Annotated in this window: 27 protein-coding genes; 13 read left to right on the top strand and 14 right to left on the bottom strand. The window is 70.0% G+C overall.

Annotation, left to right across the window (positions count from 1 at the left end; all coding sequences use genetic code 11):
* Window positions 1-17 precede the first annotated feature (17 nt).
* From QTI33_RS15705 to QTI33_RS15655, 11 genes are all read right to left on the bottom strand, one after another.
* Entirely contained in the window at window positions 18-980 is a 963-nt protein-coding gene (locus QTI33_RS15705; protein WP_286507008.1) for a Bug family tripartite tricarboxylate transporter substrate binding protein, read from the bottom strand.
* Window positions 981-1,036: 56 nt separating this feature from the next.
* On the bottom strand, window positions 1,037-2,515 hold the full coding sequence (locus QTI33_RS15700) for an aldehyde dehydrogenase family protein (RefSeq protein ID WP_286507007.1): 1,479 nt from the start codon (window positions 2,513-2,515) through the stop codon (window positions 1,037-1,039).
* A 35-nt stretch (window positions 2,516-2,550) separates the two neighbouring features.
* A complete protein-coding gene (locus QTI33_RS15695) occupies window positions 2,551-3,750 on the bottom strand; it encodes an iron-containing alcohol dehydrogenase family protein (RefSeq protein ID WP_286507006.1) in 1,200 nt (399 codons plus the stop codon).
* A gap of 2 nt (window positions 3,751-3,752) precedes the next feature.
* A complete protein-coding gene (locus QTI33_RS15690) occupies window positions 3,753-5,285 on the bottom strand; it encodes an AMP-binding protein (RefSeq protein ID WP_286507005.1) in 1,533 nt (510 codons plus the stop codon).
* Window positions 5,282-6,289, bottom strand: coding sequence for an NAD(P)H-dependent flavin oxidoreductase (locus tag QTI33_RS15685; protein WP_286507004.1), 1,008 nt, complete (start codon window positions 6,287-6,289; stop codon window positions 5,282-5,284). The genes QTI33_RS15690 and QTI33_RS15685 overlap by 4 nt, the downstream gene beginning before the upstream one ends.
* A 5-nt stretch (window positions 6,290-6,294) precedes the next feature.
* Window positions 6,295-7,107 carry an SDR family NAD(P)-dependent oxidoreductase gene (locus QTI33_RS15680; RefSeq protein ID WP_286507003.1) on the bottom strand — a complete coding sequence of 271 codons (813 nt, stop codon included), beginning with the start codon at window positions 7,105-7,107 and terminating at the stop codon, window positions 6,295-6,297.
* Window positions 7,108-7,153: 46 nt separating this feature from the next.
* Window positions 7,154-7,945, bottom strand: coding sequence for an enoyl-CoA hydratase/isomerase family protein (locus QTI33_RS15675; protein WP_286507002.1), 792 nt, complete (start codon window positions 7,943-7,945; stop codon window positions 7,154-7,156).
* 19 nt (window positions 7,946-7,964) lie between these two features.
* A complete protein-coding gene (locus QTI33_RS15670; RefSeq protein ID WP_286507001.1) occupies window positions 7,965-9,119 on the bottom strand; it encodes a thiolase family protein in 1,155 nt (384 codons plus the stop codon).
* The gene (locus tag QTI33_RS15665) at window positions 9,116-9,484 is read right to left on the bottom strand and encodes a PhlB family protein (protein ID WP_286507000.1); all 369 of its coding nucleotides are present in this window, start codon (window positions 9,482-9,484) and stop codon (window positions 9,116-9,118) included. The genes QTI33_RS15670 and QTI33_RS15665 overlap by 4 nt, the downstream gene beginning before the upstream one ends.
* Window positions 9,481-10,455: a Bug family tripartite tricarboxylate transporter substrate binding protein gene (locus QTI33_RS15660; protein WP_286506999.1), complete on the bottom strand. Its 975-nt coding sequence runs from the start codon at window positions 10,453-10,455 to the stop codon at window positions 9,481-9,483. Before QTI33_RS15660 ends, QTI33_RS15665 begins: the two co-directional genes overlap by 4 nt.
* A gap of 113 nt (window positions 10,456-10,568) precedes the next feature.
* Window positions 10,569-11,267, bottom strand: a complete 699-nt coding sequence (locus tag QTI33_RS15655; protein WP_286506998.1) for a TetR/AcrR family transcriptional regulator — start codon at window positions 11,265-11,267, stop codon at window positions 10,569-10,571.
* A 174-nt stretch (window positions 11,268-11,441) separates the two neighbouring features.
* On the opposite strand from QTI33_RS15655, the gene QTI33_RS15650 reads away from it, so the two are divergent.
* The 4 genes from QTI33_RS15650 (at window position 11,442) to QTI33_RS15635 (ending at window position 13,478) form a co-directional block, all read left to right on the top strand.
* Window positions 11,442-12,143, top strand: a complete 702-nt coding sequence (locus tag QTI33_RS15650) for an SDR family oxidoreductase (RefSeq protein WP_286506997.1) — start codon at window positions 11,442-11,444, stop codon at window positions 12,141-12,143.
* 126 nt (window positions 12,144-12,269) lie between these two features.
* The gene (locus QTI33_RS15645) at window positions 12,270-12,584 is read left to right on the top strand and encodes a hypothetical protein (RefSeq protein ID WP_286506995.1); all 315 of its coding nucleotides are present in this window, start codon (window positions 12,270-12,272) and stop codon (window positions 12,582-12,584) included.
* A gap of 140 nt (window positions 12,585-12,724) precedes the next feature.
* Window positions 12,725-12,997 carry a hypothetical protein gene (locus tag QTI33_RS15640; protein WP_286506994.1) on the top strand — a complete coding sequence of 91 codons (273 nt, stop codon included), beginning with the start codon at window positions 12,725-12,727 and terminating at the stop codon, window positions 12,995-12,997.
* A 157-nt stretch (window positions 12,998-13,154) separates the two neighbouring features.
* Complete coding sequence (locus tag QTI33_RS15635; RefSeq protein WP_286506992.1) at window positions 13,155-13,478, top strand: hypothetical protein; 324 nt, start codon at window positions 13,155-13,157, stop codon at window positions 13,476-13,478.
* A 69-nt stretch (window positions 13,479-13,547) separates the two neighbouring features.
* Here the strand turns inward: QTI33_RS15635 and QTI33_RS15630 are convergent, their stop codons facing one another.
* Together QTI33_RS15630 and QTI33_RS15625 are read right to left on the bottom strand one after the other, a co-directional pair.
* Window positions 13,548-13,952, bottom strand: coding sequence for a hypothetical protein (locus QTI33_RS15630; RefSeq protein WP_286506991.1), 405 nt, complete (start codon window positions 13,950-13,952; stop codon window positions 13,548-13,550).
* 153 nt (window positions 13,953-14,105) lie between these two features.
* Window positions 14,106-15,047, bottom strand: a complete 942-nt coding sequence (locus tag QTI33_RS15625) for a LysR family transcriptional regulator (RefSeq protein ID WP_286506990.1) — start codon at window positions 15,045-15,047, stop codon at window positions 14,106-14,108.
* Between the two features lie 129 nt (window positions 15,048-15,176).
* On the opposite strand from QTI33_RS15625, the gene QTI33_RS15620 reads away from it, so the two are divergent.
* The 3 genes from QTI33_RS15620 to QTI33_RS15610 all read left to right on the top strand — a co-directional run bounded on the left by QTI33_RS15620 (window position 15,177) and on the right by QTI33_RS15610 (window position 17,564).
* Window positions 15,177-15,941, top strand: coding sequence for an SDR family oxidoreductase (locus QTI33_RS15620; RefSeq protein ID WP_286506988.1), 765 nt, complete (start codon window positions 15,177-15,179; stop codon window positions 15,939-15,941).
* A gap of 10 nt (window positions 15,942-15,951) precedes the next feature.
* Window positions 15,952-16,332 carry a nuclear transport factor 2 family protein gene (locus QTI33_RS15615; protein WP_286506985.1) on the top strand — a complete coding sequence of 127 codons (381 nt, stop codon included), beginning with the start codon at window positions 15,952-15,954 and terminating at the stop codon, window positions 16,330-16,332.
* Window positions 16,333-16,403: 71 nt separating this feature from the next.
* Window positions 16,404-17,564 (top strand): serine hydrolase domain-containing protein, encoded by a 1,161-nt coding sequence (locus QTI33_RS15610; protein ID WP_286506984.1) that lies wholly within the window; start codon window positions 16,404-16,406, stop codon window positions 17,562-17,564.
* Between the two features lie 73 nt (window positions 17,565-17,637).
* On the opposite strand, the gene QTI33_RS15605 is transcribed toward QTI33_RS15610, so the two are convergent.
* Window positions 17,638-18,552 carry a LysR family transcriptional regulator gene (locus QTI33_RS15605; protein WP_286506982.1) on the bottom strand — a complete coding sequence of 305 codons (915 nt, stop codon included), beginning with the start codon at window positions 18,550-18,552 and terminating at the stop codon, window positions 17,638-17,640.
* Window positions 18,553-18,688: 136 nt separating this feature from the next.
* Between QTI33_RS15605 and QTI33_RS15600 the strand changes: the two genes are divergently transcribed.
* Genes QTI33_RS15600 through QTI33_RS15575 form a run of 6 tightly spaced genes read left to right on the top strand, consistent with a single transcriptional unit; the run spans window position 18,689 to window position 24,346 of the window.
* Entirely contained in the window at window positions 18,689-19,723 is a 1,035-nt protein-coding gene (locus QTI33_RS15600) for an SMP-30/gluconolactonase/LRE family protein (protein ID WP_286506981.1), read from the top strand.
* Window positions 19,720-20,709 (top strand): fumarylacetoacetate hydrolase family protein, encoded by a 990-nt coding sequence (locus tag QTI33_RS15595; RefSeq protein ID WP_286506979.1) that lies wholly within the window; start codon window positions 19,720-19,722, stop codon window positions 20,707-20,709. Before QTI33_RS15600 ends, QTI33_RS15595 begins: the two co-directional genes overlap by 4 nt.
* Window positions 20,710-20,721: 12 nt before the next feature.
* Complete coding sequence (locus QTI33_RS15590) at window positions 20,722-21,507, top strand: cyclase family protein (RefSeq protein ID WP_286506978.1); 786 nt, start codon at window positions 20,722-20,724, stop codon at window positions 21,505-21,507.
* 2 nt (window positions 21,508-21,509) lie between these two features.
* On the top strand, window positions 21,510-22,502 hold the full coding sequence (locus tag QTI33_RS15585; RefSeq protein ID WP_286506976.1) for an NAD-dependent epimerase/dehydratase family protein: 993 nt from the start codon (window positions 21,510-21,512) through the stop codon (window positions 22,500-22,502).
* Between the two features lie 37 nt (window positions 22,503-22,539).
* A complete protein-coding gene (locus tag QTI33_RS15580) occupies window positions 22,540-23,544 on the top strand; it encodes a Bug family tripartite tricarboxylate transporter substrate binding protein (protein ID WP_286506975.1) in 1,005 nt (334 codons plus the stop codon).
* Window positions 23,537-24,346, top strand: coding sequence for an SDR family NAD(P)-dependent oxidoreductase (locus QTI33_RS15575; RefSeq protein WP_286506974.1), 810 nt, complete (start codon window positions 23,537-23,539; stop codon window positions 24,344-24,346). The genes QTI33_RS15580 and QTI33_RS15575 overlap by 8 nt, the downstream gene beginning before the upstream one ends.
* The last annotated feature ends 61 nt before the right edge of the window (window positions 24,347-24,407 follow it).

The following is a 24,407-nucleotide window of genomic DNA, read 5'->3' as shown; positions in this document are numbered from 1 at the left end:
GCGGGCCCCCGGAGAGATCAGTCGAGGCGAAGCCCGGCCTTCACGACCGTGCGCTCCACGCGCGCCCGTTCCTTGACGAGCAGGGCGGAGAAGGCGGCCGGGCCTGCGCTCGCCGGGATGCTGCCGCGGGTCGTCAGCATCTGCACGTACTGCGGCTGGCTCACCGCCTGTTCCACGGCCCGCAGGAGGGTGCGCTGGACTTCTTCGGGCAGGCCCGGCGGCCCGACGAGCCCGAGCCAGGAAGAGGCCTCCAGGCCGGGGTAGAGGCTGGACAGCAGGGGCGCATCGGGGTACTGGGGCAGCTCGCGGCCGCTGGCCACGGCCAGCACCCTGAGCTGTCCGCCCTGCACCTGCGCAGCCACGGCGCCGGCGCTGTCGATCATGAAATCCACCCGGCCCGCGACCAGATCGGCCGTGGATTGCGCACCACCGCGGTAGGGCACGTGCACCGCGGGCACGCCCGCCATCACCTTGAGCATCTCGCCGGCGATGTGCATGGTCGTGCCGAGCCCGGGGGACGCGAAACTCAGGCCTGCCTCGTGCGTCTTGCCCCACGCGACCATCTCGGGAACGCTCTTGAAGCGCGAGTTGGCCGGCACCACCAGCACGAAGGGACTCTCGTTGACCAGGCTGAGCAGCGTGAAAGGTGTCTTGGGATCGAAGCCCAACGACTTCTGCGTCAGCGGGTTGACCACCAGTTGGCCCGGCGAGGCCAGCATGATGGTGTAGCCATCGGGCTGTGCGCGTGCCAGTTCGGCCGAGGCGATGTTGCCCCCGGCCCCGGTGCGGTTGTCCACCACCACCGGCTGGCCGAGGGCGCGGCTCATGCCCTCCGCCACCTGGCGCGCCGTGATGTCGGTGATGCCGCCGGCAGCAAAGCCCACGAGCATCCTGACGGGGCGCTCCGGGAAGGTCGCGGACCAGGCGGGATGCAGGCCCATGCAGAGCGCCAGCAGCAGCCATCCGAATCGTGTGTTCATTTCTGTCTCCTTCTTGATCTTGGAATGTGAGGGGAGGGCGAGCGAACTCGCATCGGTCATCGCATGGAGAAGCGAACGTTCTTGACCTGCGTGTTCTCCAGGATCGCGTCCAGGCCACGCTCCTTGCCGAGGCCTGATTCCTTGAAGCCCCCGAATGGCGCGTCGGCCGTGGCCTTGATCGGGTCGTTGACGGCGAGGTTGCCGATCTGCAAGGCCTTGCACAGGCGCATGGCGCGACCGGCATCGCGCGTGTAGACCACGCCGGCCAGGCCGTAGCGGCTGTCGTTGGCGATGCGCGCGGCGTCTTCCTCGTCGCGGAAGGGGATCAGCACCTGGACCGGGCCGAAGATCTCCTCCTGCGCCACGCGCATCTCGTTGCGCCCGCGCAGGAACAGCGTCGGCGAGGCGAAGTAGCCATCCTGCAGCTCGGGCCGGCCCGAGAGGTCCTGGATGGTCTCCGGCTGCGCCTGCTCCTCGCGGCCGATGTCGATGTAGCGCTGCACCCGCTGCTGCTGGTCGCGGCTGACCAGCGGGCCCATCTCGGTCTGCGGGTCGTCGGGCAGGCCGATGCGGATGCGGCCGTAGGCGCTGCGCAGGCGTTCGGTGAACGCATCGGCGATGCGCTCGTGCACCAGCAGGCGCGTGCAGGCGACGCAGGTCTGGCCGGTGTTGCGGCTCACGTCCTGCAGCGCGACGGCGGCGGCGGCGTCGAGGTCGGCATCGTCGAAGACGATCAGCGGCGATTTCCCGCCGAGCTCGAGCGTCACCCGCTTGATGCGCTCGGCGGCGCTTCGGTAGATGGCCTTGCCGGTGGAGGTGCCGCCGGTGAAGGAAATCTTCTCCACCAGCGGGTGATCCACCAGCGCCTGCCCCACGGTGGCGCCTGGGCCGTGCACGATGTTGATGACACCGGGCGGGAAGCCGGCTTCGAGGATCGCGGCGCCGAGCTCGACCGAAGACAGTGGCGTGATCTCCGAGGCTTTGATGACCGCCGTGTTGCCCGCGGCCAGCACCGGCATCAGCTTGCTGACGGTGAGGGTCAGCGGATAGTTCCAGGGCAGGATCAGGCCGACCACGCCAAACGGCTCGCGCAGCGTGAAATTGACGATGTGGGTGTCGGCGACGTTCAGTGTCTGTCCGCCGATGCCCTGCGATACGCCTGCGATGTACTCGATGCCATCGAGCATGGTGCGCAGCGAGTTGCGCGTGAGGGTGATCGGGCGGCCCACGTTCCATGCTTCGAGCCAGGCCAGCTGCTCGCTGCGTCTTTCCAGCGCGTCGGCCAGCTTTCGAAGCAGCCGGCTTCGCTGGCGCGCCGAGGTCTGGCGCCAGTGCGTCTCGAAGGCATGCTGGGCGGCGCGCACGGCGGCATCGACGTCCTGGGCATCGGCTTGCGCCACCTGCGCCAGCGGTCGTCCGGTGGAGGGGTTGCCGACTTCGAATCGAAGCCCTGCGGCACCCGGGCGCTCCTGGCCGTCGATCAGCAGCGGATAGACGCCGGTTCGGAGAACGGAAGATGGTGATGCGGTCTGCATGGTGTGAAGGAAAAAGGAGGGAAGGAGCTTGCGCGCTAGGCGGGTCGCATCGACTGGTAGAGCGCGGCGATCTCGTCGCGCGTGGGCTGGCGCGCGTTGAGCCGCAGCGAGGCGTTGTCCAGGGCGGCCTCGATGGCCGGGGCGAGTTGGGCAGCGTGAAGGCCCAGTTCGGCGAGCGTGCGCGGCAGGCCGGCCAGCTGCCGCAGCCGGTCGACTTCATCGACCAGCGCGTGGGCCAGGGCTTCATCGTCGCGGCCGGCGGCGCCAAGGCCGCAGCTTCGCGCCGCCTGCGCATAGCGGGACGCGGCGGCCGACAGCGTGAAGCGCATCAGTGGCACGCAGGTCACGGCCAGCACATGCGCATGGGGTACGTCGACCAGGGCCTCCAGGGGCGTGCACAGGCCGTGGATGCCATCCACGCCGCGCAGGCTCATCGCCACGCCGGCGAGGTAGCTGGCGAGCAGCATGTCGCTGCGCGCCTTGAGCGAGGAGGGATCGGCGAGCACAGCGGGAAGGGCCTGCACCGACAGTGCGAGCGCCTGCAGGGCCAGCGCCTCGCCGACCGGGTTGCTGGCGCGGTTGGTGGCCGCGCCGAGCGCGTGCATCACGGTGTCGAAGCCCGTGCTGGCGGTCACGGACGCGGGCACGCTCAGGGTGAGTTGCGGGTCCAGCGCCACCCACTGGGGGCGGCTGCGCCGGCTGCGCAGCACATGCTTGCGACCCTGGCCGTCCTTGACCAGCGCGGCCGTGGTGCTTTCGCTGCCCGTGCCCGCCGTGGTCGGCAGCGCGGCAAAGGGCGGCGCATCGCGGGTCAGGACGCGCTCGCCTTCGCGCAAGACCTGCTCGATGGGCGCGTCGGCGCACAGCCCGGCGATCAGCACCTTGCCCACGTCGATGACGCTGCCGCCGCCGATGGCGACCAGGCCGTCGCAGCCATGCGCATCCCAGTGCGCACGCGCCTGCGTGGCGTTCGCCAGCGTCGGGTTGGCGGCCACGCCGTCGAACAGGGCGGGGGTGAGCCCGGCGGCTCGAAGTGCATCCAGCATCGGCGCCACGATGCCGGCCCGCACCAGCCCGCCGTCGCTGAGCACCAGCGGTCGGGCGACGCCTCGTGCGGCCGCCCAGGCGGGCAGCTGCTGCGCGCAGCCGGCACCGAACACCGCGTGGCCGGGCCAGGCGAAGTCGAAGCGATCGGGCTGGGTGCCGAAGAAGGAGGGAGGAGCGGCGTTCGACATGGTCAGATGCGGCGGCCGGCGCGTTCCCAGTGCGGCGCGCGCAACTGGTTCTTGAACACCTTGCCCATCCCCTCGCGCGGCAGCGCATCGTGGAACTCGACCAGGCGCGGCACCTTGTAGCCCGCCAGGCGCTCCCGCACCCAGTCGCGCACCTGCGCTTCGGTGATCCGGCTGCCCGGTGCGCGCACCACGGCGGCGGCGACGGCCTCGCCATACTCGGCGTCGGGAACGCCGAACACCGCGCAGTCGGCGATCCCGGGGTTCGTGACCAGCGCGTGTTCGATCTCGGCCGGGTAGATGTTCACGCCACCCGATATCACCATGTCGCGCTTGCGGTCCGTGACATAGAGATAGCCCTCGGCGTCGAGGTAGCCGATGTCGCCGTTGGTCACGTGGCCGTCGCGCTCGATCGTGCGCCGAGCTTCCTCGTTGTTGCGATAGGTGAAGGGCAGGGCGTTGTCGCCCGGGTCGACATAGATCTCGCCCACCTCGCCGGCAGGCAGCATGCGACCTTCGGCGTCGACGATGCGCACCGACATGCCGGGAAAGGGCCGCCCCGCCGTGCCGGGGTGGTCGAGCCATTCCCGGGCGGTCACGCAGGTCACGAGGCCGGTCTCGGTCGAGCCGTAGGTCTCGTTGATGATGGGACCCCACCATTCGATCATGGCGCGCCGCACCTCGGGGGCGCAGGGCGACCCGCCGTGCGTCACGTTCTCGAGCGAGGAAACGTCGTAGCGTGCACGGACCTCCGCAGGCAGCTTGAGCAGCCGCACCAGCATGACCGGGACCAGCGACAGATGCGTGATGCGATGTTCCTCGATGGTCTTGAGCAACTGCTCGGCATCGAAGCGCGGCAGCACCACGATGCGCTCGGCCATGTCCAGCGCTACGCGTGCCGCCGCGTTGGGGCCGGCGTGGTAGAGCGGCCCGACCACCGCGGTGCGCATGCCTTCACGGGCCTGGCTGGCCATTGCGCGCACGCGCCTGGAGCCCGCGTGCTGTTGCGGCGTGCCCGGCAGGCGCATCACGGCCTTGGGGCGGCCGGTGGTGCCGGAGGTGTAGAGCATGCTGCCCAGCGACGGCACCGGTTCGGCTGTGCAGGGGGCGAAACCGTCGCGCCAGGCGGCCCAGTCGTGCGCGCCTTCGGGCACCACGGCATCGTCGAGACCGTAGGCTCGCAGCACGTCCCGCGGCGTCGGCACCACCAACACGGCCAGGTCGGCGGGCACGGCGGCGGCGAGACGGGGCCACAGGTCCGCATGGATCACCAGGGCACGCGCGCCGCTGTCCTTGAACACATAGGCCGCCTCCTCGGGCTGGAAGTGCCAGTTCACGGCCACCAGATGGACGCCGAGCCGGCCCAGCGCCAGCATCAGTTCGAGGTAGGGCAGGTCGTTGCGCAGCATGACGGCGACAGCGTCGCCGGGCTTCAGGCCGAGCGAGTGAAAGCCGCCGGCGGCGCGGTCGGCCCGGGCCTGGAGGGCGGCGCCATCCAGGCAGCGGCTGCCGCAGTGGAGCGAGAGGTTGGGGTTCATGGGACCGAAGTGCAAGATGGGGATGAGGGAAGCAGCGCATGCAGACGCGCGGCACCGGTGGCGGCGTCGTCCATGAGTCGCTGCAGCACGGCCTGGACGGGTTCGAGGCGGTCGGCGAATCCGATGGCCGGGCCCATGGAGAGCAGGCCTGTGTTCCAGTCGCCCGCGGCATAGGCGCCGTCGCGGCCCAGGCGGCCGGTCGACAGCGGACCGAAATCGGGATAGCGGCTTGCGCCCCCGGCTTCCATTTCGCGGGTGCGGCCCACCGTCGCGTTGTCCAGCACGCGCCAGGGATGGCCCGTGCTGCGCAGCGCCAGCGTCGAAGCTTCGGCCGGCTGGGCCGCGAGGTGGCGCTTGTAGTTCTCGTGCGCCCAGATTTCCTCGCAGACCAGAAAGCGCGTCCCCATCACCACCGCGTCGGCGCCCAGCGCCAGGGCCGCGGCGACCTGCCGGCCACTGCCGATGCCGCCGCCCAGGGCAAGGGGGATGCTCAGGCGTTCCAGTGCGAGCGCCCCCAGCACGAACGTGGGCAGCTCGTTGGTGCCCGGGTGGCCGCCGGCCTCGCAGCCCACGAGCGCCACGGCATCGGCACCCGCGTCCTGCGCCTTCAGCGCGTGCGGAATGAAGGCGCACTTGTGGATCACGCGCGCCCCGCCCGCGTGGATCCGCTCGAACAGGTCCTTGGGCGAAGGACCCACCGTTTCGAAGCAGCGCGCACCTTCCTCGAGGCCGATATCGATCCAGTGGGGCACCAGCCGGTTCTCTTCCGGCCGCCGCGACTGGGTGATGTTGATGCCGAAGGGCGCGTTGTCGCTGGCTTCGCGGCAGGCCTTCACGGCGGCGCGGAAGGTGTCGAGCCCGTCGAAGGAGCGCGGCGTGATGAAGCCCAGCGCGCCCCCGCGTGCGAGCGCGCCCACGTAGCGTGCATCGGACAGCCACATCATGCCGCCGCCCAGCAAGGGCAGCCGCATGCCGAAGAGGTCCGTGAGGCGAGTGCGGAACATCGCGGTCACTGCATCACGAAGCCGCCGCTGATGCCGATGCTCTGCCCGGTGATGTAGGCGGCGCGATCGGAAGCCAGCAGGCAGACCATGCCCGAGATGTCCTCGGGGCGCGCGAGGCGGCGAAGCCCGCGCGAGATGGGGTAGGCGTTGAGCATCTTGCCCAGGCGCTCGTTGTTCTCCGGCGTGGCCCCGGGGCTCAGCGCCCCCTCGCGGATGCCCTCGTGCGACACCGCGCCCAGCGCGATCACGTTGACGTTGATGCAGTCGCCGCCATGCTCGCGCGCAATGGCCTTGGCGAAACCCAGCATCGCGGCCTTGGCGCCGGAGTACACGGCCAGCCGCGCCTCGCCGGTGCGCCCGGCCTCGGACATGATGTTGACGATCTTGCCGTGCCGGCGTTCCTTCATGCCGGGCAGCACGGCCTTGCAGCAGTACATCATCGCGAACACGTTCAGGTCGACGATGCGCTTCCAGCCATCGGCGCTGGTGTCGAGGAACAGCGGCGCGGCGCCGCCCTTCTCGCGCCGTTCGACCAGCACCCCCGCGTTGTTCACCAGGATGTCGACCGGCCCCAGCGCTTCCTGCGTGGCGGCGACCGCGGCGTCCACCTCGGCCTGTTTCGTGATGTCGGCGACGGCGGCGAAGGCACGGCCGCCCACGGCCTCGATCTCGCGCACGACGCCCCGTGCGCGCTCTTCGAAGATGTCGTTGACCGCCACGGCCACGCCTTCGGCGGCGAGGTCCAGGCAGATGCGGCGGCCCACGCCCTGGCCGCCGCCGGTGACGAAGGCCACGCGGCCCTTGAGATTCAAATCCATGCTGTTGCTTTCGTTGGGATGTCTGTCTGAGAGAGGGGAGGGCTGCTCACTGGCCCCGGAACACGGGCTTGCGCTTTTCCACGAAGGCGCGCATGCCTTCGCGGCGGTCTTCGCTGGACACCACCAGGGCGGCCGCGTAGCGCTCGTACTCGAGCCCGGCGTCGATGCCCACCTGCATCCCCGTGTCCACGGCGTGCTTGATGTGACGCACCGCCAGCGGCGCGTTGGCCGCCATGCGGCCGGCCATGGCCATCGCCGTGGGCATGAGTGCATCGGGCTCGACCACCTGGTTGACCAGGCCGATGGCCAGGGCGCGTTCGGCGTCGATGTGGTCGCCGGTGAACATCAGCTCCTTGGCGATGCCGGGGCCGACGAGGCGCGGCAGGCGCTGCGTGCCGCCCGCGGCAGGCAGCGCCCCGATGCGCGCTTCGGGCAGTGCCAGCCTGGCGCCGCGCACCGCGATGCGAACATCGCAGCACAACGCCATCTCCAGGCCGCCGCCCATGGCCACGCCGTTGATGGCGGCGATGACCGGCTTCTCGAACTGCTCGATGGCGCGAAACAGTTCGTGCGTGGCCTTCTGCTGCAGGTGATATTGGGCCTGCGGCATCACGTTGCCGGCGCGTTCCTTGATGTCGGCGCCGGCGCAGAAGGCACGCTCGCCCGCGCCGGTGATGATGACGCAGCGCACCGACTCGTCGGCGCGCGCGCGTCCGAGGATCGCGTCGCGCAGTTCGGCCTTCATCGCGCCGCCGATGGCGTTCATGCGCTCGGGACGGTTCAGCCGGATCACGGCCACCGCGTCGATGACCTCGTAGAGCAGGGTGTCGTAGTTCATGGGAATGCCTCCGCCTTGGTCAGGCGCGTGCGAGTACGTGGGCCACGGCCACCGAGCCGAGGCCGATCATGTGGGCCAGCGCCAGCCGGGCGCCGGGGTGTTGCCGGCCGGCGGCTTCGCCACGCAGCTGCCGGGTGATCTCGGCGACCTGCCCGATCCCGGTGGGGCCGAGCGGATGGCCCATGCCGATCAGCCCTCCCGACGGGTTGATCGCGCAGCGGCCGCCGATGTCGGCGTCGCCACGGGCCACGTAGGCCGCGCCTTCGCCGGTTTCGCAGACGCCGACGGCTTCGGTATAGAGCAGCTCCTCGATGGTGAAGGCGTCGTGCAGCTCGACGATGTCCAGGTCCCTGGCTGCGATGCCGGCTTGTGCGAGCGCGGCGGCGGCGGACTTGCGCACCAGGTCGACCAGCGCCGGCGTGTCCTCGGGCGGCAGCATTTCACTGCTGGCCGTGGAGGCCAGCACGCGCACTGCGCGTTCGCGCGGGATGCCCAGTCGCTGGAGCGCCGCCTCCGAGACCACGATCACCGCGGCCGCGCCTTCGCCGCGCGGGCAGCACTGCATCGCCGTGAGGTCGCCCGCCACGGGCGCCGAGGCCAGAACCTGCTCCAGCGTGCGCGGCTTGCGGAACTGCGCGTAGGGATTGCGCGCGGCATTGCCGTGGTTCTTGACCGCGACGCGGGCCATGTCCTCCCGCGTCAGGCCCCGCTCGCGCATGCAGCGTCGCGCCAGCAGCGCGAACTTCACCAGCGGGACGTTGGCGGTGGGGCTCAGCGGCGTCAGACCGTCCTTCAGCACGGCGCGCCGGCCATCGCCGAACTTGTCCACGCCCATCGCCAGCACCACGTCGTGCTCGCCGCTGGCCACCTGCAGGCAGGCGATGCGGAAGGCCGTCGAGCCGGAGGCCGAGGCGTTCTCCACCTGCAGCACTTCCAGGCCCGTCGAACCCAGGTGGCGCAGCATCACGCGGCCGGCGGCCATGCCGAGCGCGGCCGTGCCGACCAGGGCCGAGCGGACCTGTGGCCATGTCAGGCCGGCGTCGGCCAGGGCTTCGCGCACGGCCTGCAGGCCGAGCTGGACATAGGGCGTTTCGGAAGGAAAGCCATAGGGATGCATGCCGATGCCCACGACATACACGGCGCGCTCGCGCAGCAGGGAGTGGGTGTTCGTCATGCGGCCACTTTCGTGTCGAGGGGGCGGAAGACCCAGCTGCCCGCTGCGTCTTGCGCGTCGGATTGCCAGACAGGCGCCAGTGCCATGCCGGGCACGAGGGTGCTTTCGTCCGTCACGTCGATGCGTGCCTCCTCGACCAGCCCGGGTGCCAGAGTCACTTCGCCGATCACGGCGGGAACCTTCAGGCCCGGCGCCAGCGGGGCATGCACGGTCACGAAGTTCTGCAGGTACACCGGCGTGGCGCAGGCTTCGGTGCGCAGTTGCGCCGGTGGCGCGCCGCAGTGCCGGCAGCCCGGCACCCGGGCCGGAAAGCTGGTGCCGCCGCACACCGTGCAGCGTGCGAGTTCGAGAATCGGGCGGCTCATTCGATCTTCATCCCGGTCTGCTGGACCAACTGGCGCGCTTCCTTGCGCTCCTGTTCCATCGCGCGGCCGAAGGCCTCGGGCGCGCTGCCCATCGGGTAGGTGCCGAGCTCGTCGAGACGGGTCCTGACCGCGGGTTGCTTCAGCGCTTCGTTGAAAGCGTCGTGGAGGCGCTTGATCACGGGCTTGGGTGTGCCTGCTGGCGCAACGACGCCGAGCCAGGTCGTCACCTTGAAGTCCGGCACCCCGGCCTCGGCCACGGTGGGCACCTCGGGCAGGTCGGCGACGCGGCGATCGCCCGTGACCGCCAGCGGCCGCAGACGGCCGTCGCGGATGAAGGGCATGGTGGTCGAACGGCTGTCGGGCATGAAGTCCAGCTGCCCGCCCAGCAGGTCGGTGATGGCCGGACCGCTGCCCTTGTAGGGCACGTGGACCAGCGGCGCGCCGGTGCGCATCTGCAGCGTTGCGCCGGCCAGGTGCATGGAGCTGCCGTTGCCGGCCGAGCCGTAGGAAAGACCACCCGACTTTGCCTTGGCACTGCTGACCAGGTCGGCCACCGAGTTCAGCGGCGACTTGGCCGGCACCACGATCACCATCGGGCTCTCGGTGAGCTGGGTGACGGGCTCGAAGGCCTTGGCCGGATCGACCGGCACCTGCTTGTAGAGGAAGGGGTTGAACACCAGCGGCCCCGGGTTGCCCAGCAGCAGCGTGTAGCCGTCGGCTTCGGCGCGGGCGACCACGTCGTTGGCGATGTTGCCGTTGGCGCCGGGGCGGTTGTCGATCACGATGGGTTGTCCCAGCCGCTTCTGCACCTCGGGCTGGAGCAGGCGCGCGACGATGTCGGAAGCGCCGCCAGGCGCGAAGCCCACGACGATGTGGATGGGCTTGGTCGGGAAGTCGGCGGCCTGGACGCAGCAGGCCGCGAGGCTCAATGGCAGCGTGCACAGGAACGGGCGAAGCCAAGGCGTGCGCATGATGGGTGTTGTCTCCGTGGAGTTGAAGGATCGAAAAGGCGAACTCGCCCCCCCCCGCCGGACGCGGGTCGGGCGGATTGCGTTGTCGGGGCGGAAAAGCAGGCGCGGCGGAATCAGCCTGAGGTCGGATTCGCGAGCCGGGCGCGCAGGCCCTCTTTCAGGGCCTGGATGGCGGTGGCGATGTCGCTGGTCTGCGGATTGAGCATCGATTGGGTGCGCAGGCCGCGGGCGGTGGCGATCAGCAACTGCGCCTCGCGCTCGGGATGGGCGTCGCTGCGAATCTGCCCGGTCCGCTGCCCGGCCTCGATCTGGCGCGCGAGGGCGTGATGCCAGCGTGCGCTGATGGCCGCGAAGGTGGCGCGGATGTGCGGCGCCGGCCCGAGGGATTCGTGCATCAGCATGAAGAAGGCCCGCGAGTTGTCCGTGGGCTCGTCCATGCCTTCGAGATAGCAGTCGATTTCGCAGCACAGCGCGTCGAGTCCGCGCAGTCCTTTCATCCGGGCGAGAAGCCTCTCGCGGTGGTCCGCGGCGATCTTCTTGATGAGTTCTTCGAGCAGCCGGTCCTTGTTGCCGAAGCGGTGCTGCGCCAGGCCGCGGCTGTAGCCGGCCTCCGTGCCGATGGCATCGAGCGTCGTCAGGGTGTAGCCGTGCCTGGCGATCAGGCGGGTGGCCGCCTCCAGCATGCGGCGGTCGGATTCGGCCACGCGCTCGGCCTGGGTGCGGCGGGTGCGAGGGGTGGTGCAGCCGTCATTGGCAGGCTGGGAGGGCGCGGCATCGGCAGGCGCCGGGGAGGTGAGACGAACTCGAGTCATGCCTCGAATCTTAGTTACTTGCTTGCGTGATTGCAAGTAAATTGCGCAAGTCTCCCGCTGGCTTTCTGTCGGGCTGGCCACGGAACGTGGGGGCTACCATGTCGACCATCGCGTCCGGCGGGTGCCTCCGCCGCGCGGGTCGTCCGAGCATTCGTCTTCGAAGGAAAGAAACCCATGGCAGCAAAAGTGGCAGTGGTCGTGGGCGGCGGGAGCGGCATGGGAGCCGCCGCCGCGCGCAAGCTGGCGGGCAGCGGTTTCGAGGTGGCCGTTCTGTCTTCGTCCGGCAAGGGCGAGGCGCTCGGCAAGGAACTGGGCGGCATCGGCGTCACCGGCTCCAACCAGTCGAACGAGGACCTCGCGCGCCTGGTCGACCTGACGATGGCGCGCTGGGGCCGCATCGACGTGCTCGTGAACGGTGCCGGCCACGGGCCCAAGTCGCCCTTGCTCGAGCTGAGCGACGAGCAGTGGATCGCGGGCATGAACATCTACCTGATGAATGTGGTGCGCGCGGTGCGGCTGGTGACGCCGGTGATGGAGAAGCAGAAGGGCGGCGCGATCATCAACATCTCGTCGGCCTGGGCCGTGGAGCCCAGCGCGATGTTCCCGGCCTCGGGCGTGTTCCGGGCCGGGCTCGCCGCCTTCACCAAGCTGTATGCGGACCAGTATGCGGCCAGCAACGTGCGCATGAACAACGTGCTGCCCGGCTGGATCGACAGCCTTCCCGCGAAGGAGGAACGCCGCCAGAGCGTGCCGATGCAGCGCTACGGCACCAGCGAGGAGGTCGCCGCGACCATCGTGTTCCTGGGCTCGGACGGCGGCGCGTACATCACGGGACAGAACATTCGCGTCGACGGTGGCTTGATGCGCTCCTTGTAGCGACCCCGCTCCGGTCGGCGGCGATGTAGGCCCGACACCGACAGGATCTTTTCGATGGCGCCGACAGGGTCGGCGGACGGCGCGCGCTAGGCTTCCCGCCGATTCGAAATCTTGCGAGGAGATGTCATGTCCGTCGAGTTCTTGCGGCAGATCGCCGGCACGCCGCTGCCACAAGCCTTCCATGCGGCGGCAGACATCGATGCGATCAGGAGCCTGCGGCGGGCCGGCTGGGTGCTGGCCTTGATGGACGAGCCGCCGGAGCGCGCCGCAAGGGTGCTCGCGATCACGGAGGAGGGGAGAAACGAGCTCTTGCGGTTTCACTATCCGGACGAGCCCCTGAGCCGGCCCCGCGTCGATGCCCATTGGCTGCAACTGGCCGCGCGGCGTGCACGCCAAGCCCTGCTGCGAGCGGATGCGCCGGGAACACGCGACGGTCGCTAGGCCGCCCCCGTGGGTCGCAGGCGCGCTCCAGGATCGCGCGAAGTCAGACGCCGCCTTACTGCGCTTGCATGAACTTCTTACGCGTTGGCGCGCGGCCGTGGCCGAGAGTGGCGGCTTCAGCATTGCGGTCGCAGCGCACCATGCAAACCGACATCTTTCGGGCATTCGGCACCGATGGCCGGATGCACATCGTGTTTCGCCGAACGCAGACGTTCCTTGTCAGGACAGCGTACGGACCGGTCGAAAAAAGGCGAGAGCCGAAGTTCTATCTCGACAACGGGGAACCGCTGGAGTGCGCCGATCGCTACGACACCTTCAGAACGCTGGCGGGCGACCTCGTGGTCCGGATCGTCGACCCGAACGCCCGGGACGACTCGGCCACCGGCAAAGGCCGGCGAACGCGGCAACCGTGACACGAAGCCTCCGGAACGAGTGCTGCCTGCCGCGGGGTGGCGGCGAAGCGGGACTTCGTGGCTGCCTGTGGGCGGCACGCGACAAGCTTCAGATCCAGCATGTCAGCGTGCGAAATTGCGCGGACGCGACGGCCCTCGTCCCTCCACAATTTCGGGCATGACCAGCCCTCTCCCGCCGCTCTGGTACCGCCACGCATGGTGGGCGCCAGCGATCGCCTCTGCCGTCGCGATCCCCATGGCGGCCGCCGCGCTGCGGCCGAGCGAACAGAGCATCTGGCTGGTCGTTGCCGTGCTCTGCGCGCTGCCATGGTCCCTGGCCCTGTTGGTGCTCGACTTGAGCGCCGGCTTCGCCGATCGCGCCGCATTGGTGGTCTGCGTCGGCCTGTTGGCGAACCTCCTCTTGCTGTGGGGTCTCACGGCCAGGATGCGAGCCCGCTTCTGCGCACGTCAAGGTGCCGCCGGACCCACGCCTCGGCGATGATGCGTGCGCCCGGAGGCGGGGCCGACCCGCGCGCCGTGGTCCGGTGCGGGGTCGACGCCGCCAGCGGTCTCACAGGTCTTCGATGACCAGCATGCGATAGCGCTGCGCGATCGAGTAGGGGTGGCGCCGTACCACTTCCATCATCCGCTGAGCCGTGTCCTCGTTCGGCGTTTCCACCAGGAGCCCGTGGTGCCCCTCCTTCGCCAGCTTCGTGTAGGCGCGCACGGTGGCGCCTTCGGTGCCGGCGGAGGGCAGGGGGTCGTCGGCGTCGCTGACCGTGGGCGTGAGTTGCGAGAAAACGGTCGACGGTGGAAGGAGGAAGATTTGCAGCTCTGTCAGTTCGGTGCTCAAGTCGGTGGCCACGGCCACCGCAGTCGCCTCGTCCGGGAACATGACCATCGAATAGCCTGTGGGATAGAAGGCCCCGCCGATGGTCGCAACCATCGAGGGGTCGAGGCTGAAGGTGGAGATCATGGTGACTTTCAGGCCGCGCGCCGGCGGCGTCAGAGTGGCAGATCCCGAACTCTTGCGCGGGCGGCATTCATGGCGCGTAGGAAGAGCCCGTCGTCGCGGGTGAGAACGTGACCCCCGCCGGGGCACCGAGGGGCCCGGGGCCTCGACCCGACCTCAGCGGTCGTCGAACGGCGCAAACACCTCCGCCACCCAGTCGACGAACAGCCGCGTCTTGGCGCTCAGGTGCCGGCTGCCCGGATAGACCACGTGAAGCGGTTGCCGCGGGCGGCGCCAGTCGTCGAGCACGGTGCGAAGCCTTCCGCTCTGCAGGTGAGGCGCGACCATGAACTTGAAGGCCTGCCCCAGGCCGACGCCCGCGAGCAGCGCGCTCAGGTGGGCCGTGCTCTCGTTGACCGCGACGACGACCTGCCCTTGCACCAGGATCTGCTCGTCTGCCTTGCGGAACTCGAGCGGGAAGGCCCGGCCGGTGAGCGACGAGAAGTAGCCGGCGATGGCATGGCCCGGCACCCGCGTGGTTTGCTTCGCCTCCGGCTCGCGGGGCAGCAGCTCCGACGGATGCTTCGGCACGCCGCGCGCACCGAGGTACAGGGGGCTCGCGCAGGTCACCCAATCGAGGTCGGCGATGCGCCGCGCGACCAGGGTGGTGTCGGCCAGTTCGCCGCCGCGAATCACGCAGTCGACCCCTTCGCCGATCAGGTCGATCGGCCGATCGCTGACGCCCAGGTCGATGTGCAGGTCCGGATGACGCGCACGAAAGCCCGGCAGCGCCGGGATCAGGATCATGTTGGCCAGCACCGAGCCGATGTCGACGCGAATGCGGCCGCGCGGCTGAGCCCGTGCGCGACCGGCGCCTTCGTCCATCTCGTCGAGGTCGCCGATGAGGCGCTTGGCGCGCTCGTAATAGGCCGCACCCTCCGGCGTCACGCTGACCCGCCGGGTCGTCCGATGCAGCAGCTTGGTGGCGAGATGGCGCTCGAGGTCCTGCACGAGCTTGGTCACCGTCGGGCGCGGGATGTTCATCGAATCGGCAGCCTTCGAGAACGTGCCCGACTCGGCGATCCGAACGAAGACGCGCAAGGCTAGCAGTTGGTCCATGCAGGGGCAAATCAGTGGCTTCGCGACAGATTATTCATCCATGGAAATTAACAAGTCAAGATTTCAATCTTTATTCATTGATGTGAACTCAATAAGCTTCGCTCACCCTCTCAACAACTGGAGCAAGACATGGGCAACAAACTCGCAGACAAGGTCGCGGTCATCACGGGCGGCACCACGGGCATCGGCCTCGCCGCCGCGAAGGCCTTCGCGGCAGAAGGCGCATTCGTCTACATCACGGGCCGCCGCCAGGCCGAACTCGACGCGGCCGTGGCGGCCATCGGCGCCAATGCGACCGGTGTGCAGGCCGATTCGACCCGGCTCGACGACCTGGATCGCCTGTACGAGACGGTCAGGTCGCAGCACGGCCGCATCGACGTGCTGTACGCCAACGCAGGCGGCGGCGAGATGCTGCCGCTGGGCGCCATCACCGAGGCGCATTTCGACCAGACCTTCGATCGCAACGTCAAGGGGGTCGTGTTCACGGTGCAGAAGGCGCTGCCGCTGCTCGACCAGGCGGCCAACGGCGCATCGGTCATCCTGGCCGGCTCGACGGCCGGGGTTTCAGGCACCGCGAACTTCAGCATCTACAGCGCCACCAAGGCCGCGGTCCGCAATCTCGCGCGCAGCTGGGTTCTGGATCTCCAGGGCCGTGCGATCCGCGTCAACACGCTGTCGCCGGGGCCGATCCGCACGCCGGGCCTGGTCGAGCTCGCCGGGCCGGACGCGGCGCAGCAGCAAGGGCTGCTCGACCACCTGACCGCGCAGATTCCTGTCGGGCGGATCGGGCAGCCCGAGGATGTGGCCAAGGCAGCGGTCTTCCTCGCCTCGGACGACGCGTCCTTCATCAACGGCATCGAGCTCTTCGCCGATGGCGGCATGGCCCAGGTCTGAGGCAGGCACCATGAAAACCGCTCTCGAACTGCTTGAAGCCTACCAGGCCAGCATCCGCACGCCGGCCGCCGCCGCAGCCCTCTTTGCGGAGGACGGCGTACTCGAACTTCCGACCGTCAAGGCGCACGCCCAGGGGCCCGCGGCCATCGAGCAGCTGATCTCCGGGCTGCTGGCGAAAATACCGGACTTCCGATTCCAGGACTTCAAGTTGTGGATCGATACGCCCGACCGGGTCTTCGGCGAATACGCCGTCGAGGCACACGTGATCGACACCGGCAAGCTCTACCGGCAAACCTATGCCGGCCTGCTCATTGCGGAGGGAGGCAAGATCAAGCGGCTTCGCGAGGCACTGGACACGGCGGAGGCAGCGCGGGCATTCAGCAAGGACTGAGCGCGCAGGCGCGGGGCTCTGGATTAGGATGCGTCGGAGCGCAACCCCGCGCACCCGTCGAGAGGTAGAGCATGCGTTTCGATCTTTCGCGTCGTCAGCTCGGCCGCTGGGCCGGTGCGGCGGCCCTGGCGCCGTGGCTGGCCTCGTGCGGCGGTGGCGGCTCGGGCGATTCGGGCGTGCTTGTCGCCCTGGCCGCGAATTCCCGCGACGCCGCTTGCGTCGAGGCGGTCGACAGCATCTTCGCGACCTATCACCCGCCGGGCATCCTGGCCGGCGTGAACGTGGCCGGCCAGACCCCCTGGATGCGAGCCTTCGGGCTGGCCGACGTCGCCCGCGCCACGCCGATGGCGCTGAACAGCACGTTCCCGATCCGCAGCGTGACCAAGTCGTTCACGGTGACGCTGCTTCTTCAACTGGTGCAATCCGGCCAGCTTGCGCTGGACCACAAGATCGAGCGCTATGTCGCAGGCGTGCCGAATGGAAACCTGATCGACCTGGCCGACCTTGCCGGCAACCAGAGCGGACTGGCCGACTACTCGATGCAGCCGGGCTTCTTCGAGGTCTTCGTCAAGGACACGCTGCACGTCTGGACGCCGCAGCAACTCGTCGCCTTCTCGTTCGCCGTGAAGCCGGCCTTTCTTCCCGGCGAGCAGTACCAGTACAGCAACACCAACACGGTGCTGCTCGGCATGGTGATCGAAGCGGTGACCGGCCAGCTGCTGGGCGACCTGCTGGCCGCGCGAATCTTCAGGCCGCTCGGGCTGAACGGCACGCGCTATCCCTCGTCGGCCAACCTGCCGCCGCCGACCCCGACGCCGTATGCGGTCGATGTCGTCACGGGTGTCGCCGACGACCAACCGCTCATCAGCCCGACTTCGCTGGCGGGATCCGGCGCCATGGCATCGACGCTGGCCGACCTGCTCGTGTGGGGCGACGCGCTGGGTCGCGGCTCGCTGCTCGGTGCGGAACTCCAGAGCCTGCGCAAGTCGCGTGCGCGTGCGGTCACCAACGGCCCCGAGTACGACCGCTACGGCTTGGGGATCGGACAGATCGGCGACTGGTGGGGACATACGGGCAGCGGCGTCGGCTTCCAGGTCGCGACCATGAACCTGGCGTCCCGCGAGGCGACGGTCTCGGTGATGGTGAACGCCACGCCCGAAGGCTCGCGCCGCGACCTCAACCTCGCGCAGGAATTGTTCGAAAAGCTGGCTGCGGTGGTCGAGGCGGGCTGACGACGAACCGGTCGGGCCAGTCGCCGCAACGGCCGACGCTGCCGCATGCGCAGTGGCCGGCAGATCGCCCGCCTCAGATCGCAGGCATGACCTCGGCCAGCGCGATGATCTGCCCGCGAACCCAGCGCACGCCGGGATCGTCGTCGCGATAGCGGTGCCATTGCAGGACCTCGGTCAACCGTGGGGTGTTCAGCGGAGGCTCCAGCAGGGTCAATGGCATCGCCTGGACGAATTGCTTCGCCAGCCGGGTCTGGACGGTGGCGATGCGGCGGGTGCCGACGACGAAGCGCGGCATCAGCAGGAAGCCGTGCGCCACCACCTCGACGCGGCGCGTGTTGCCATGCTGGTTGGCGTACCACTGCTCGAACCACGGGTTGTCGCCCTGTTCCGCCTGGTACACGACGTGCCCCAGCGACCGGTACTGTTCGAGCGTCAGGCCGTCGCGCAGCTCGGCGTTCTGCTGGCAGGCGATGACGTGGTAGGTGTCGTCGAACAGCACGGCCTGCGGATGCTCGGGCAGCGTCAGGTGCGCCGGCGTCACCAGAAAGTCGGCGCGGCCCTGGTCCAGGTCCTGCGCCATCCCGCTGTGCGTCGGCCGCACGTCGAAGCTCAGGTGCGGCGCCATCTGCGCGATCCGGCGCAGCACCTCGGCCAGCAGCACCTGCGTCACGTAGTCGGAGGCGATGACCCGGAAATGCCGCTCGGCCGTCGCCGGCTCGAACTCGGGCTTCACGCCCAGCGTGGCATCCACCTGCAGCAGGATCTTGCGCACCGGCTCGGCCAGGCTCTCCGCCCGCGGCGTGAGCTGCATGCTGCGGCCCATCGGCACCAGCAGGGGGTCCTCGAAGTAGTCGCGCAGGCGCGCCAGCACGCCGCTCATCGCGGACTGCGTCAGGTGCATGCGCTCGGCCGCGCGGGTGACGTTGCTCTCGGCGAGCAGGGCGTCGAGCGCGATCAGCAGATTCAGGTCGATGCGTTGAGAGCGCATGCGGGCAGTCTCCTTGGGATGCGGCCGATCTTAGGACAGTGCGAGGTATCCGTGCGCGCGATGCCTGCCATCGAAAGATTCGGTTGGTGCGCACCCGGGGGTCGCGCCTATGCTGCGCCCACTTTTTCGAAGCAGCATGACCCCAAACAATCCTCTTCTCGGCTGGCAGGTCGACCGGGCCGCGATCCGCCATGTCGGCCACGGGCTCCAGCGGCCCGAATGCGTGCTGGCCGAGCGCGATGGCACGCTGTGGGCCGCGGATGCGCGCGGCGGCGTGATGCGCATCGCCGCCGACGGCAGCCAGCGCCTCGTCGCGCCGGCCGCACCGGGCGATGCGGCGGCGGCGGACTTCGGCACGCGCTATGTCCTGAGCCAGGGGTCGCTGCCCAACGGCCTCGCGTTCCTGCCCGGGGGCGACCTTCTCATCGCCAACTGGGGCAGCGATGCGGTCGAGGTCATGGACCGCGAGGGCCGGGTGCGCCGCCTCTTCGATCGGATCGACGGCCAGCCGCTGGGCAAGGCCAACTTCGTGCTGCGGGACCGGCGCGGCCGCCTCTGGCTCACCGTGACCACCCGCATGCAGCCCTGGACCGATTCCATCAACGCCCGCGCGCGCGACGGCTACATCGCGTGCATCGACGAGCGCGGCGTGCGCATCGTGGCGGACGGCCTCGAGGGCACCAACGAGGTCCGCATGGATGCCAGGGAGGAGTGGCTCTATGTGGTGGAAAGCAATGCCCGCCGCATCTCGCGGCTCAAGGTGCTCGCCGACGGCGCGCTGGGCGCGCGCGAGACCTACGGCCCGCAGCGCCTGCCGGGCTTTCCGGACGGCTTTGCCTTCGACGCCTTCGGCAACCTCTGGGTCACCCTGGTGATGAGCGACCGGCTGGTGGCGATCACGCCCGAGGGCGATCTGCTGACCTTGCTCGACGACGGCAACCCCGAGGCGACGCGCGCGCTCGACGCTCACTACGAGGCCCGCACGCTGACACCCGAGATCATGGCCGCCGCCTGCGGGACCCTGGCCCCCTGGATGGCCAGCCTGACCTTCGGCGGCCCGGACCTCCAGACCGTCTACCTCGGCAGCCTGCGCGGCACCACCCTGCCCAGCTTTCGCTCCCCGGTGGCGGGGCTGGCCCCTGTCCACTGGAACGAAGAGATCCCCGCATGAAGCTCGCCACCCTGAAGAACGGCCACAAGGACGGCCGCCTGGTCGTCGTCTCGCGCGATCTGCAGCGCGCCGTCGCCGCAGACGACATCGCACCGTCGATGCTCGACGCGATCGAGCGCTGGAGCGACACCGCACCCCAGTTGGCCGCGCGCTACGAGGCGTTGAACGCCGGCACCGCCGCGGACGCCTTCGACTTCGACCCCGCGGCCGCCGCGGCCCCGTTGCCGCGCGCGCCGCAGTGGTGCGACGGGTCGGCCTTCCTGAACCACGGCCGCTTGATGGAGCGGGCCTTCAACATCGATCCGATCCCCGACAGCGACAAGGTGCCCCTGATGTATCAGGGCGGCTCCGACGACCTGCTTGGGGCCCACGACGACCTGCCGCTGCCCGACGTGGCCCATGGCATCGACTTCGAGGGCGAGTTCGGCGTCATCGTCGACAGCGTGCCGATGGGTTGCTCGGCTGCCGCGGCCCGCAGCCGGATCCTGCTGCTGGTCCAGATCAACGATGTCAGCCTGCGCGCCTTCGGGCCGCGCGAGATGCGCACCGGCTTCGGCTTCTTTCAGGCCAAGCCCTCGTCCAGCTTCGCGCCGGTGGCGGTCACGCCCGACGAGATCGGCGCGGCGTGGCAGGAGGCGCGCGTCCACCTGGACCTCGCGGTCGACTACAACGGCCGCTGGTTCGGCGAGCCCAACGGGCGCGAGATGAACTTCGGCTTCGACGAACTCATCGCGCACGCGGCGACCACGCGCCGCCTGTCGGCCGGCACGCTGATCGGCTCGGGCACCGTGTCCAACGCGGGCGGCGCGAAAGGCTCGGCCTGCATCGCCGAGCGCCGCGCGATCGAGCTGATCGAGCAGGGTGCGAGCGCGACGCCGTTCATGCGCTTCGGCGACCGTGTCCGCATGGAGGCGCGCTGGAACGACCGGCCGGTGTTCGGCGCGATCGACCAGCGCATCGTGCAGGCGCCGCCGGCGCAGGCCTGAGGGGAGACCGCCATGCCGCGCTTTGTCGACCTGTCGATCTATCTCGAGAACGATGTGCTCTCGGACCCGCCGCCGCTGGCGCCGAAGATCACCTACCAGAAGCACGCAGACACGCTGCCCGAGTTCATGCAGCTGATCCCCGGCACCAAGGCCGAGGACTATCCGGACGGCGAGGCGGCGGCTGCGGAGTGGGTGAGCCTGTCCACGCACAACGGCACCCATCTCGATGCGCCGTACCACTTTCATTCGACGCAAGATGCGAAGCTGGGCGGCAGCCGGCCATCGATCACCATCGACCAGGTGCCGCTCGACTGGTGCTTCCGGCCCGGCGTGAAGCTCGACTTCCGCGGCTTTCCCGATGGCTACGTCGCCACTGCGAAGGATGTCGAGGCCGAGCTGCAGCGCATCGGCCACGAACTTCGCCCGATGGACATCGTGGTCGTCAACACGCGCGCGGGCGAACGCTACGGCCACGGCGACTATGTCTCGGCCGGCTGCGGCATGGGCTACGAGGCCACCATGTACCTGCTCGAGCGCGGCGTGCGGCTGACCGGCACCGACGCCTGGAGCTGGGATGCCCCGTTCGCCCACACGGCCCGGCGCATCGCCGAGACCGGCGACACCTCGCTGATCTGGGAAGGCCACAAGGCCGGCCGCGACATCGGCTACTGCCACCTCGAGAAGCTGCACAACCTCGAAGCCCTGCCGGGCGACGGCTTCACCATCTGCTGCTTCCCGCACAAGATCCGCGGCGCTTCCGCCGGCTGGACGCGGGCCGTGGCCATCTTCGAGGACTGAGGATGAAGGTGCTCGTGACCGGCGCCGGGGGCTTCATCGGTGACCACCTGGTGCGGCTTCTGCTGGCCGAAGGAAGGATCGGTGGCCGGCCGATCGACACGCTGGTCGCCCTGGACCACCGGCTGCAGCAGAACGACGGCGTGCTCGCGATCGAGGGCGACCTCGCCAGCCGGGCGGTCCACCAGCGCATCGCCGAGCTGGCGCCGGATCTCTGCTTCCACCTCGCCGCGGTGCCCGGCGGCGCGGCCGAGGCCGATCCGTTGCTGAGCCGGCGCGTGAACCTCGACGCCACGCTCGACCTGTTCCAGACCCTGGCCGGCCGTGCGCCGGGCGGGCGCCCGCCCGTCGTCGTCTACGCCAGCACCATCGCGGTGTACGGCAGCGCGCTGCCCGATCCCGTGACGCCGACGACGCCGCTGCGTCCGCCGATGGTCTACGGCGCCCACAAGCTGGCCTGCGAGATCCTGCTGGCCGACTTCACGCGGCGCGGCCTGCTCGATGGCCGCGCGCTGCGCCTGCCTGGCATCGTCGCGCGCCCACGGGCGCCGTCAGGCCTGGCGTCGGCCTTCATGAGCGAGCTGATGCACGCGCTGGCGGCCGGCGAGCCCTTCACCTGCCCCGTCGGTCCGGAGGCCACGGCCTGGTGGATGTCCGCCCGCCGCTGCGCGCAGAACCTGGTGCACGCCGCGGGCATGGAGGTCGCGGGACCCGATGCGGCGACCGCCGGGCGCGCCTGGCCGCTGCCGGTGCTGCGGCTGTCGATCGCGCAGGTGGTTCGAACGCTCGCGCAGGTCCACGGCGTCGAGGGCGAGCGGCTGGTGCGCTACGCGCCGCAGCCGGCCGTCGAGGCCGTCTTCGGCCGCTACCCCGCGCTCGACGACCGCGCCGCGCGGGCCCTCGGCCTGCGCGACGACGGCACGCCGCAAGCGCTGGTGCGCCGTGCGCTCGAGCCCGATTTCCGCGACCCCGACGCCGCCGCCCCGGCCTGGGCCTGACCCTCTCCTTTCATCCACGGCACCCGAGCCTTCCACCATGACCTTTCCGACCCTGACCCGCCGCCGTCTCCTGCGCGGCGCCGCGGCGCTGCCGCTCCTGCCCGTGCTCCCGCTGGCTTCCACCGCCTTCGCCCAGGCCGCGCCGGCCTATCCCACCCGTCCGATCACCTGGGTCGTGCCGTATCCCGCGGGCGGCTTCGGCGACGCGCTGTCGCGCATGCTGGCGCAGAAGCTCTCGGCGAGCCTCAAGCAGCCCGTCGTCGTCGACAACCGGCCCGGGGCCGGCGGCCAGATCGGCGTGAACTTCGCGAAGCAGCAGCCGGCGGATGGCTACACGCTGCTGTATGGCGACCTGGGACCCTTCTCGATGAACGCGGGCCTGTACCCGAAGCTGAGCTACGACACGCTGAGGGATTTCACGCCGCTCACGCGCCTGCTGGTCTCGCCCACGATCGTCATCGTGCCCGCCAGCAGCCGGCTGCAGACCTGGCAGGACCTGCTGCAGGCCGCCCGCGACAAGGGTCTCAACTATGGCTCCTACGGCATGGGCAGCCAGCCGCACATCTGGATGGAAATGCTCGCCGGCGAGACCAAGGGCCGACTCACCCATGTGGCCTACAAGGGCGGCGCGCCCGCGGTGCAGGACCTGCTGGCCGGCCACATCGACCTCATGCTGGACGTGACGCCGAGCAGCATCCCGCTGGTGCGGGAGGGCAAGGTCCGCGCGCTCGCGGTCGTGGGCAGCGAGCGCCGGCTGGCGCAGCTCCCGCAGGTGCCGACGATCGCCGAGCTGGGCCTGCCCGCGCTCAACGTGCCGGGCTGGACCGGCGTCATGGTGAAGGCGGGCACGCCCGAGCCGATCGCCAACCTGCTGCACGACGAACTCGTGAAGGCGGTGCAGTCGCCCGACGTGGTGCAGCGCTACACCGAGCTCGGTCTGGTGATCGCCCCGAGCTCGCGGGCCGAGTTCGGCGACCTGATCCGCGCCGAGACCGCGCGCTGGGGCAAGGTCATCCACGACGTGGGGGTGAAGCTTGAGTGAGGCATCCGCCCCCGGACTCTTCGGCCTGCGCGGCCAGGTGGCCCTGGTGACGGGCGCCGCGGGCGGGCTGGGGCAGGCCATCGCGCTGGCCTATGCGGGGCAGGGCGCCGATCTGGTGCTCTCGGACCGCGACGCTGCGGCCGCCGAGGCCGTGGCCGCGCGTTGCCGTGACAGCGGGGTGCGAGCGCAAGTGCAGGCCGCGGACCTGGCCGAGCCCGGCCAGGCCGAGGCGCTGGGGGCGCGCGCCGCGGCGGTGTTCGGCCGCATCGACACGCTGGTCTGCAATGCCGGCATGCAGGGCCCCGCCGGGCCGGGGCTCGCCACCGAACGCGCCGACTGGGACCGGGTGTTCCAGGTGAACCTGGCGAGCGCCCAGGCCCTGTGTGCGGCGCTGGTACCGCCGATGGCCGCGCGCAGGACCGGCTGCGTGATCCTGATGGCCAGCATCGCGGCGCTGCGCGGCAACCGCGCGATCGGGCTCTACGGCCTGACCAAGGCGGCGCTCGCGCAGATGGCACGCAACCTGGCCGTGGAGTGGGGGCCGTTCGGCGTGCGCGCCAACGCGATCGCGCCGGGCTTGATCCGCACGCCGCTGGCCGCCGGCCTGATGGCCGACGAGGGCTTCATGGCGCGCCGCCTTGCGCTGACGCCGCTGCGCCGCGTCGGCGAGCCGCACGAGGTCGCAGGCGTCGCCGTGCTGCTGGCGGCCGCGGCCGGGGCCTTCATCAGCGGACAGACGCTGGTGGTCGACGGCGGCACGCTGGTGTCGGATGGCTTGGAGCCGATCGCGGCCCAGGTATGAGTCCGCGCCATACCTCGCATCGGAAAGAACCATTCGTCGGCCGCGCCGCGTCTGGCTAGCA

The sequence above is a fragment of the Variovorax davisae genome (genome assembly GCF_030316845.1).
Taxonomy (GTDB): domain Bacteria; phylum Pseudomonadota; class Gammaproteobacteria; order Burkholderiales; family Burkholderiaceae_C; genus Variovorax; species Variovorax davisae.
The sequence above is the reverse complement of the archived record's forward strand: the minus strand, read 5'-3'. Positions and strand labels throughout refer to the sequence as shown.

Excerpts from the sequence above, each read along its gene's own strand:
- QTI33_RS15705 (WP_286507008.1), bottom strand. The coding sequence starts at position 980 with ATGAACACACGATTCGGATGGCTGCTGCTGGCGCTCTGCATGGGCCTG.
- QTI33_RS15700 (WP_286507007.1), bottom strand. The coding sequence starts at position 2,515 with ATGCAGACCGCATCACCATCTTCCGTTCTCCGAACCGGCGTCTATCCG.
- QTI33_RS15695 (WP_286507006.1), bottom strand. The coding sequence starts at position 3,750 with ATGTCGAACGCCGCTCCTCCCTCCTTCTTCGGCACCCAGCCCGATCGC.
- QTI33_RS15690 (WP_286507005.1), bottom strand. The coding sequence starts at position 5,285 with ATGAACCCCAACCTCTCGCTCCACTGCGGCAGCCGCTGCCTGGATGGC.
- QTI33_RS15685 (WP_286507004.1), bottom strand. The coding sequence starts at position 6,289 with ATGTTCCGCACTCGCCTCACGGACCTCTTCGGCATGCGGCTGCCCTTG.
- QTI33_RS15680 (WP_286507003.1), bottom strand. The coding sequence starts at position 7,107 with ATGGATTTGAATCTCAAGGGCCGCGTGGCCTTCGTCACCGGCGGCGGC.
- QTI33_RS15675 (WP_286507002.1), bottom strand. The coding sequence starts at position 7,945 with ATGAACTACGACACCCTGCTCTACGAGGTCATCGACGCGGTGGCCGTG.
- QTI33_RS15670 (WP_286507001.1), bottom strand. The coding sequence starts at position 9,119 with ATGACGAACACCCACTCCCTGCTGCGCGAGCGCGCCGTGTATGTCGTG.
- QTI33_RS15665 (WP_286507000.1), bottom strand. The coding sequence starts at position 9,484 with ATGAGCCGCCCGATTCTCGAACTCGCACGCTGCACGGTGTGCGGCGGC.
- QTI33_RS15660 (WP_286506999.1), bottom strand. The coding sequence starts at position 10,455 with ATGCGCACGCCTTGGCTTCGCCCGTTCCTGTGCACGCTGCCATTGAGC.
- QTI33_RS15655 (WP_286506998.1), bottom strand. The coding sequence starts at position 11,267 with ATGACTCGAGTTCGTCTCACCTCCCCGGCGCCTGCCGATGCCGCGCCC.
- QTI33_RS15650 (WP_286506997.1), top strand. The coding sequence starts at position 11,442 with ATGGCAGCAAAAGTGGCAGTGGTCGTGGGCGGCGGGAGCGGCATGGGA.
- QTI33_RS15645 (WP_286506995.1), top strand. The coding sequence starts at position 12,270 with ATGTCCGTCGAGTTCTTGCGGCAGATCGCCGGCACGCCGCTGCCACAA.
- QTI33_RS15640 (WP_286506994.1), top strand. The coding sequence starts at position 12,725 with ATGCAAACCGACATCTTTCGGGCATTCGGCACCGATGGCCGGATGCAC.
- QTI33_RS15635 (WP_286506992.1), top strand. The coding sequence starts at position 13,155 with ATGACCAGCCCTCTCCCGCCGCTCTGGTACCGCCACGCATGGTGGGCG.
- QTI33_RS15630 (WP_286506991.1), bottom strand. The coding sequence starts at position 13,952 with ATGATCTCCACCTTCAGCCTCGACCCCTCGATGGTTGCGACCATCGGC.
- QTI33_RS15625 (WP_286506990.1), bottom strand. The coding sequence starts at position 15,047 with ATGGACCAACTGCTAGCCTTGCGCGTCTTCGTTCGGATCGCCGAGTCG.
- QTI33_RS15620 (WP_286506988.1), top strand. The coding sequence starts at position 15,177 with ATGGGCAACAAACTCGCAGACAAGGTCGCGGTCATCACGGGCGGCACC.
- QTI33_RS15615 (WP_286506985.1), top strand. The coding sequence starts at position 15,952 with ATGAAAACCGCTCTCGAACTGCTTGAAGCCTACCAGGCCAGCATCCGC.
- QTI33_RS15610 (WP_286506984.1), top strand. The coding sequence starts at position 16,404 with ATGCGTTTCGATCTTTCGCGTCGTCAGCTCGGCCGCTGGGCCGGTGCG.
- QTI33_RS15605 (WP_286506982.1), bottom strand. The coding sequence starts at position 18,552 with ATGCGCTCTCAACGCATCGACCTGAATCTGCTGATCGCGCTCGACGCC.
- QTI33_RS15600 (WP_286506981.1), top strand. The coding sequence starts at position 18,689 with ATGACCCCAAACAATCCTCTTCTCGGCTGGCAGGTCGACCGGGCCGCG.
- QTI33_RS15595 (WP_286506979.1), top strand. The coding sequence starts at position 19,720 with ATGAAGCTCGCCACCCTGAAGAACGGCCACAAGGACGGCCGCCTGGTC.
- QTI33_RS15590 (WP_286506978.1), top strand. The coding sequence starts at position 20,722 with ATGCCGCGCTTTGTCGACCTGTCGATCTATCTCGAGAACGATGTGCTC.
- QTI33_RS15585 (WP_286506976.1), top strand. The coding sequence starts at position 21,510 with ATGAAGGTGCTCGTGACCGGCGCCGGGGGCTTCATCGGTGACCACCTG.
- QTI33_RS15580 (WP_286506975.1), top strand. The coding sequence starts at position 22,540 with ATGACCTTTCCGACCCTGACCCGCCGCCGTCTCCTGCGCGGCGCCGCG.